This window comes from Nocardia sp. (assembly GCF_025465275.1).
Lineage (GTDB): Bacteria > Actinomycetota > Actinomycetes > Mycobacteriales > Mycobacteriaceae > Nocardia.
On record NZ_JAODNK010000132.1, the window covers coordinates 62581 to 69322 of the forward strand.

Consider the following 6742-nt stretch of genomic DNA (forward strand, 5'->3'; position numbering starts at 1 on the left):
CAGCAACCGGTGAACGGTTGCGCTTGCTTATCGGCAGCGGCACACCGCGATAATCGTGCGGTGTCCTACTACGGCATCCGCGGATACCAACCACATTGGCTCGCAGGGCGCGCCACCATCGAGTCCTCTCACGGTCGACGGCTGGCCGGGCTGGTCGGCAGGCGCTTGTCTAGTAGCTGGCTGGTCTGGGACCAAGATGACGACGAGTGGTTCGCCGGCGGCCCTGTAGTGCTGGACTTCGACGGTGAACGTGTTGAGGTCGCTCACCAGAAATTCGACGAGTTGTCGATCACCTGGAACCGCATCGATCCCTTTCAGCGGCCCTCCTGGTCCGATCCAGAGGATAGCGACGCAGAGATCCATACTTTCCACTTGGCATGGCGATCCGACGCCATCCTCGCGTTGACCGAACTCGAGGGACAGCCGCTACTCGCTGTCGACTTGCTCGAATGGACAAGTCATCGAGCCGATGTCGCCGCAGGCATGGTCGCGGTGAGCTTCGCCTTCGCTGAGAACCGGGTCACGATCAGCAACGGACTCGACGAGAACAGCCTCGAGTTCGGGATCCCACCGGCCGACTACCTCCGATACCCTCTCCACCGCTGAGGGTGTTCGGGGTCTGCGTTCTGCCGAGCACGGGTTCGTGGCCGACTCTGTCAGCGCGCAACGAGGCATGAGCGAGCGTTCACCGGCGTTTCGACTCCGTACTGCCCGGCCCCTCCGAACCGTGCTGCTTGCTCTGCGATAGGAGATCGGGAGGGCGTCGTAGCGCTGGGATATGAGGACTCCGGCTGGCCCTTGGCTAAGCAGACAGTTTATTGAGGATGGCGGCCACTTCCGGTGCCTGGAATATGAATCCGACGTGCGAGGAGTCCAGGGTGTGAACGTCGTAGGGATTGCCCGGGGTCAGCGCGTCGGCTTCGGCGATCAGCCTGTCTTGCAAGGCAATTGGGAGCGAACGGTCGCCGGTGAGCCGAATGTAGCTGCGGGCGATCGTGCCCCATGTATCCGCCTGCACCCTGGCATCGCCCATCATCACCGAGATCGATTCATCGGGCTGCAGGATGTTGAGGAAGGCCCGGAACTGTTCATCGGTGGTATCGGCCATGATCGCCGCCTTCAGATTGGCGAGCAGGGCGGGGTCGGCGGTGCGGTAGTTGGCTCGGCCGACCCCGAGGACGGCCGGGTCACCGACGTTCAACCCGGCCAACAGGCCCAGCAGGTTGGTGGCGAACTCGGGCTCTGCCATGTATTCGATGGGGTTGGCATGCGCCACACAGGACCAGGCGGAGATGTACACCAGTCGATCCACCAGGTGCGGCACCAGGTTGGCTGCCACGCTGATGGCCGTTCCACCGAGGCTGGCACCCACCAGCACGACCGGCCCGTACTCGGCGACGCGGCGGACGACGTCGACGACAAGGTTGGCGTTGTCCGACAAGGTGACGCCGGCCAGCATCGAGGGCTCCGTTGCCCACGCGCCGAGATCCTGCGGCGCCTGGTAAGCAACCGGGTACTGCGCATCCAAGCCGTGCCCGGGGAGGTCGACGGCACAGCTGCGGTGACCGAGTAGTGCCAGTTCACGCTGGATCGGCGTCCACATGAACGAACTCGAGCCGGAACCGTGCACCAAGACGAAAGTCGGTGCAGAGGCCGGGAGTGACGAAGCGTGCGAAGACATGTAGAGGTTCGTCCTAACGGATCGAGTGCGTCAGACATTTGCCGACACGGAAAGGGTGCCGAGAACTGCGACCTCTCAACGGCGGGCGCCAACAGACGACACCGGGCGCAGTTCTGGAGTAGGACGGGCCAGCACCGGTTGTCAACGACCGGCGGAGCACCTGTCTCATGCAGTCCGGAGACGGACGAACATGTAAGCCATAATCAGGACCCTAACCGAAGCTGCGAAGCACAAGCGAGCTCATTTGTTGAGCAGTGAGTCCTTGCGCACTCGAGCCGAATCCGCAAATGCCTCGATGGGCTCGCCGACGTGGTGCTCGTGACATTGCCACCTGTGGTTACCGCCCGACTACGAGTCCGCTATTCGGCATGTGCGTTCGGTCGGCCTCGGATGGCCTCCGCCAGTTGATCTTCCGCCCCACGGCGCTGGCCGATTCGCTCAGCGCACTATGCGGCTATGTTAGTTGGAGGCTGGTGTCAGGATCAGGTCCCGGCCAGGATTTGATCCAGGTGCCCGGCGGGGTGCTCCCTATGCGCGGCTGCCCACCGTCTGGGTGGACTTCAACCTCACATTGTCCGTCATCGAAGTACTGATGTACGGATCCCATCCAAGGCTTCCGCCAGGGTCCCTCGAGCGCGCACTGGAGGCACGTGGCGTCACCGACGCTTGCTCGTGAGGCTGGTCCCTACCCCCGTCAGTCGCGCCAGAGCTGGTGTGGAGATATATAGGCGTTGGTTACCACGCCAGCGATCGCCGCGCCCCCCGAATTGCAACTTGCGGAGATGTTCGGGCCAGCGGCAAGTGTCGAAATCGTCTGGGTGTATGGGCCGATAGCCGGTGGGCGAGCAAAGGGCATGTTGAGGCCGAAGCATTCGACAGACAGTTCGTAGAACCAGCCTTGGCCGACCGGACATTGTGCCGATGCTCCGAAAAGGTCTCGCTGCAGACCACAGTCCTGAGGGCTCGCCGCCTGCGCAGTTCCGGATTCGATGACCACCGCTGCGGTGCCGACCCCCAGCACCGCTACGGCAACAGCTGCCATTCGCACGATAGCCGTTCTGTTACACGTATAACCCGGCATCATTTCCTCCTAGCCATTCTTGCGTCATACCCCAGCACGTACTTCAAATCCCGGACATTGAACAGTTGCACCGAAATCCGACCGCCTCCAATGCATAGAATCAGACCCGCTAATAGCCGAACTGAACTCTATCGCAACGTTGTCGACCCCCTCGCCGAACAAGCGCAGCGGTAAGCTTTTCGTTCCATGGCGGCATCGTATCCATCTACACGCGGGACCGGTCCCGCGTGTAGACCACAAACGAGAATCTAGGCGGGCGTCCAAATGCGCCACAGTGGCAGCATCCCGAAGCAGGCAGGTGCGCTGCGCGACGACAGCAGTCCGAACATCCGGGCAGATCATCATCACTGCACGATTTCGTCCACCCAGCGGAGGAATGAGCGTAATCGTAGAACGCCTTCGGTCGAAGGCGCGGCGCTCATCAACCGGCGCGCCGACATTCGGCAATATGGTGCATTCGGCCAACAGTTGGCTCGTCCCAGATGACCACAGCCCGTTGATCTTCGGACGCCCCACGCTGGCCGGTTCGGTCGGTCCACGGCATGGAATACGTTCGCGACGGGCTTGGCTGCCACGCTGAGCGCGATCGATCGGGGTACAGCATGCGCAGTTTCGGTTTCGGCCAACGGGCACGGTGAGGTCAGTTCGCGAAGTCGATGTTGTCGGTGGTGATGGCGGCTGCGGTGCGGCCGGGGGCGGTGGTGTGCTGCCAGTAGAGGTTGATGTGGCGAATGACGGCTTCGGGAGATGGTGCGCCCCATGGGGAGAGGTCCTCGGTGGTGTGCGCGTCCGAGACTAGGACGGTGTTATAGCCGCGGACGAATGCGCCGTGCAGGGTGGACCGGATGCATGCGTCGGTTTGTGCGCCCGCTACGAACAGTCGGCCGATCTCGAGACGCGCGAGGATTGCCTCCAGGTCGGTGTCCTCGAAGGAGTCGCCGTAGCGCTTGTTCAGGCGGAGTTCATCGTCGGCTCGAGTCAGTTCCGGGACAATCTGCCACGGTTCCGATCCGGGGATGCGGGCCCGATCGCTGCCACAACGGCGTCTCGCTGGTGAACGTCGGCGACGACGCCGTTCTGCACATCGACGACTATGACGGCGGAATTCGGGCAATTCGCAAGGGATGTCACGAATGTCGACGGTAGAGCGAGGCACCGACAAGGTGGCTTGGAGGAGTTCCCATTCCCGTCCGCGTCCGGGCGCCGATAGCCTGGCAGAGGAAAGGCACGCCAGCCAGACGGGAGCGTCATGGTGCGGAATGGATCGGAAAGCGGTGGTGGGGCGTTCAACTACGGACCGGTGGGGCTGACCTGTCCCGGCGATGTCGATTGGGGCGGCGCCGGTTCGGGGTACCGCGAGTACGAGAAGACCGTCGTCGTCGGGCATGGCGAGGTCGATTGGCGGCGGGCCGCCGAGGCGGTGATGGGCTGGGAAGTCAAGCAGCGCAGCGGGTTCCGGGTTGAGCCGCAAGGCGGCGCGACGCTGCGGGTCACCTCGGGGGCCGATTTCCGGATCACCGCCGCGTTCGGGCCGTTCGCAATTCATGAGCCGGTCCGCGTTGTCGCCGTGGTGGACACGCTGATCCGCTGCGGGTTCGCGTACGGCACGCTGCCGGGCCATCCGGTGTCGGGCGAAGAGGCATTCATCGTCCACCGCAGTCCTGACGGGACCGTGGCCCTTACGCTCCGCTCGCTGACCCGACCGGCGCCCGACGGCGTCTGGCGGGCGCTCTTCCCAGTACTTCTGGTCGCTCAGCGCCGCTACCGGCGCCGCTGTCTCCGCGCCCTGGTACCGCGGTGACCCAGCTGTGAGATCGCGTTCATCCCAGGCCGACTCGCCGATCAGGGCTCGTGACGGTGCGGGTTGAAGGTCTCGGTGGGGAAATCGTCCGGATCGAACTTGCGGTGCGATACTTCGCGCCGGCTGGGCCAGTACCTGCTGGCGTACTGACCGCGGATACGGCTGAGATCGGGCTCGTCGATATCGGTGATACCGACCTGGAAAAGCATCAGCATGGTGACCATACTGACGCCGACGATGAGCGGAGTCAGCAGTTGGTTCGCCTGCGCCCCGGCGGGTGCGTGCATGTGCTCGGCGACGTGGGCGTGCATGGCGAACATGCCGGTGTAGTGCATGCCGCACACCGCGATTCCCATGATCAGCGCCGCGCCGATGGTGGCGAGCAGGCCGCGCACATGCAGAGCGAACCAGAGTGCTGCGGTCGCCGCGACAATGGCGATCACCAGCGACAGCAGCACGATCCACGGGTCGTACTGCACTGTCGCATCGCTTTTCATGGCATACATGCCGGCGTAGTGCATGCCCGCGACCCCGAGCCCGGTGATCGCACCGCCCATGACCAGTGCGAACAATTCGCCGCCGTGCCGGTGCACCACGATCGAAAGGCCCAGCCACACAACGCCCATCGCGATGACGGCACTGAACACGGTGATCGGCACGTTGTACCGAATCGTCGCGTCGCGCACCGAAAAGCCCAGCATCGCAATGAAATGCATGACCCAGATGCCGGTGCCGCCCAGCGCGATCGCCCCGGTCACGACCCAGCCGTTGCCGCCGCGCCCGGCCTGACTGCGCGCCCGCACCATGCAGCGCAAGGCCAGCAACGACCCGAGGACGGACATGAGATAGGCGAGCACGGGGGTCAACCAACCATAGGTGAACTGGTCGATTTCCAGCATGCGGACTCCTTGCCAGAAGGCTTCGCGTCGACAATTGCCGGGGCGATTGTGGCGAACATTAGCCAGAAGTCAGCAGGTAGTAAATTTGCGGCAGTACAATCCTCGTTAATTAGCCAGAGTTTGCTGGAGCCCATGTGCGCAGGCAAACAGGGGTGCGGCCGGGCCTACATCTCCTCCGCGCCTTACGTATTCCGGTCTTGACGCTCACAGCTCACAGCAACCACACGGGAAACCCGAAAACCACTGTGGCGCAAACAAAAACCGCCGGGCAGTCCCGAAAGGACCACCCGGCGGTATGTTTTCAGCTCACCGAGCCGGACAACCGGCCGCGCGCCGAATTACCAGCCGCGCTCGGCGAGACGGTGCGGCTCCGGGATCTCCTCGACATTGATGCCGACCATGGCCTCACCCAGGCCACGCGAAACCTTGGCCAGCACATCCGGGTCGTCGAAGAAGGTGGTGGCCTTCACGATGGCGGCGGCACGCTGCGCCGGGTTGCCGGACTTGAAGATGCCGGAGCCGACGAATACGCCCTCGGCGCCCAGCTGCATCATCATGGCGGCGTCGGCCGGAGTGGCGATGCCACCGGCGGTGAAGAGCACAACCGGCAGCTTGCCGGTCTCGGCGACCTCGCGGACCAGCTCGTACGGGGCCTGCAGCTCCTTGGCGGCGACGAACAGCTCGTCCTCGGCCAGGGTGCTCAGGCGGCGCAGCTCGCCGCGGATCTTGCGCATGTGGGTGGTGGCATTGGAGACATCGCCGGTGCCGGCCTCACCCTTGGAGCGGATCATGGCCGCGCCCTCGGTGATACGGCGCAGGGCCTCACCCAGGTTGGTGGCGCCACAGACGAAGGGAGCGGTGAAGTTCCACTTGTCGATGTGGTTGGCGTAGTCGGCGGGGGTCAGCACCTCGGACTCGTCGATGTAGTCGACGCCGAGGGACTGCAGGATCTGCGCCTCCACGAAGTGGCCGATACGGGCCTTGGCCATGACCGGGATGGAGACGGCGGCGATGATGCCGTCGATCATGTCCGGATCGGACATGCGGGAAACGCCACCCTGGGCGCGAATGTCGGCGGGGACACGCTCGAGGGCCATGACGGCGACGGCGCCGGCATCTTCGGCGATCTTGGCCTGCTCCGCATTGACAACATCCATGATCACACCGCCCTTCAGCATCTCGGCCATGCCGCGCTTCACGCGGGCGGTGCCGATGGCGGGTGTGGTGTCGGGCGTGGTCACGGCAAACTCCTGTGTCATGTGGGCCAATCGATCGCTCGG

Annotated in this window: 7 protein-coding genes; 2 read left to right on the top strand and 5 right to left on the bottom strand. The window is 64.0% G+C overall.

Annotated features, from left to right (window positions below):
• The first annotated feature begins 228 nt into the window (after positions 1 to 228).
• Positions 229 to 606, top strand: a complete 378-nt coding sequence (locus JWN03_RS29195; protein ID WP_297621769.1) for a hypothetical protein — start codon at positions 229 to 231, stop codon at positions 604 to 606.
• 196 nt (positions 607 to 802) lie between these two features.
• Here JWN03_RS29195 and JWN03_RS29200 read toward each other — a convergent pair whose 3' ends face one another.
• The 3 genes from JWN03_RS29200 to JWN03_RS29210 all read right to left on the bottom strand — a co-directional run bounded on the left by JWN03_RS29200 (position 803) and on the right by JWN03_RS29210 (position 3918).
• Entirely contained in the window at positions 803 to 1681 is an 879-nt protein-coding gene (locus JWN03_RS29200) for an alpha/beta fold hydrolase (protein WP_297621771.1), read from the bottom strand.
• A 694-nt stretch (positions 1682 to 2375) separates the two neighbouring features.
• Positions 2376 to 2723: a hypothetical protein gene (locus JWN03_RS29205; RefSeq protein WP_297621773.1), complete on the bottom strand. Its 348-nt coding sequence runs from the start codon at positions 2721 to 2723 to the stop codon at positions 2376 to 2378.
• 679 nt (positions 2724 to 3402) lie between these two features.
• Entirely contained in the window at positions 3403 to 3918 is a 516-nt protein-coding gene (locus JWN03_RS29210) for an isochorismatase family protein (RefSeq protein WP_366914491.1), read from the bottom strand.
• 93 nt (positions 3919 to 4011) lie between these two features.
• On the opposite strand from JWN03_RS29210, the gene JWN03_RS29215 reads away from it, so the two are divergent.
• Complete coding sequence (locus JWN03_RS29215) at positions 4012 to 4563, top strand: DUF1990 family protein (protein ID WP_297621775.1); 552 nt, start codon at positions 4012 to 4014, stop codon at positions 4561 to 4563.
• Between the two features lie 41 nt (positions 4564 to 4604).
• Here the strand turns inward: JWN03_RS29215 and JWN03_RS29220 are convergent, their stop codons facing one another.
• Positions 4605 to 5462 carry an MHYT domain-containing protein gene (locus JWN03_RS29220; RefSeq protein WP_297621777.1) on the bottom strand — a complete coding sequence of 286 codons (858 nt, stop codon included), beginning with the start codon at positions 5460 to 5462 and terminating at the stop codon, positions 4605 to 4607.
• Between the two features lie 338 nt (positions 5463 to 5800).
• Positions 5801 to 6721 (bottom strand): pyridoxal 5'-phosphate synthase lyase subunit PdxS, encoded by a 921-nt coding sequence (pdxS, locus tag JWN03_RS29225; protein ID WP_297621788.1) that lies wholly within the window; start codon positions 6719 to 6721, stop codon positions 5801 to 5803.
• Positions 6722 to 6742 lie beyond the last annotated feature (21 nt).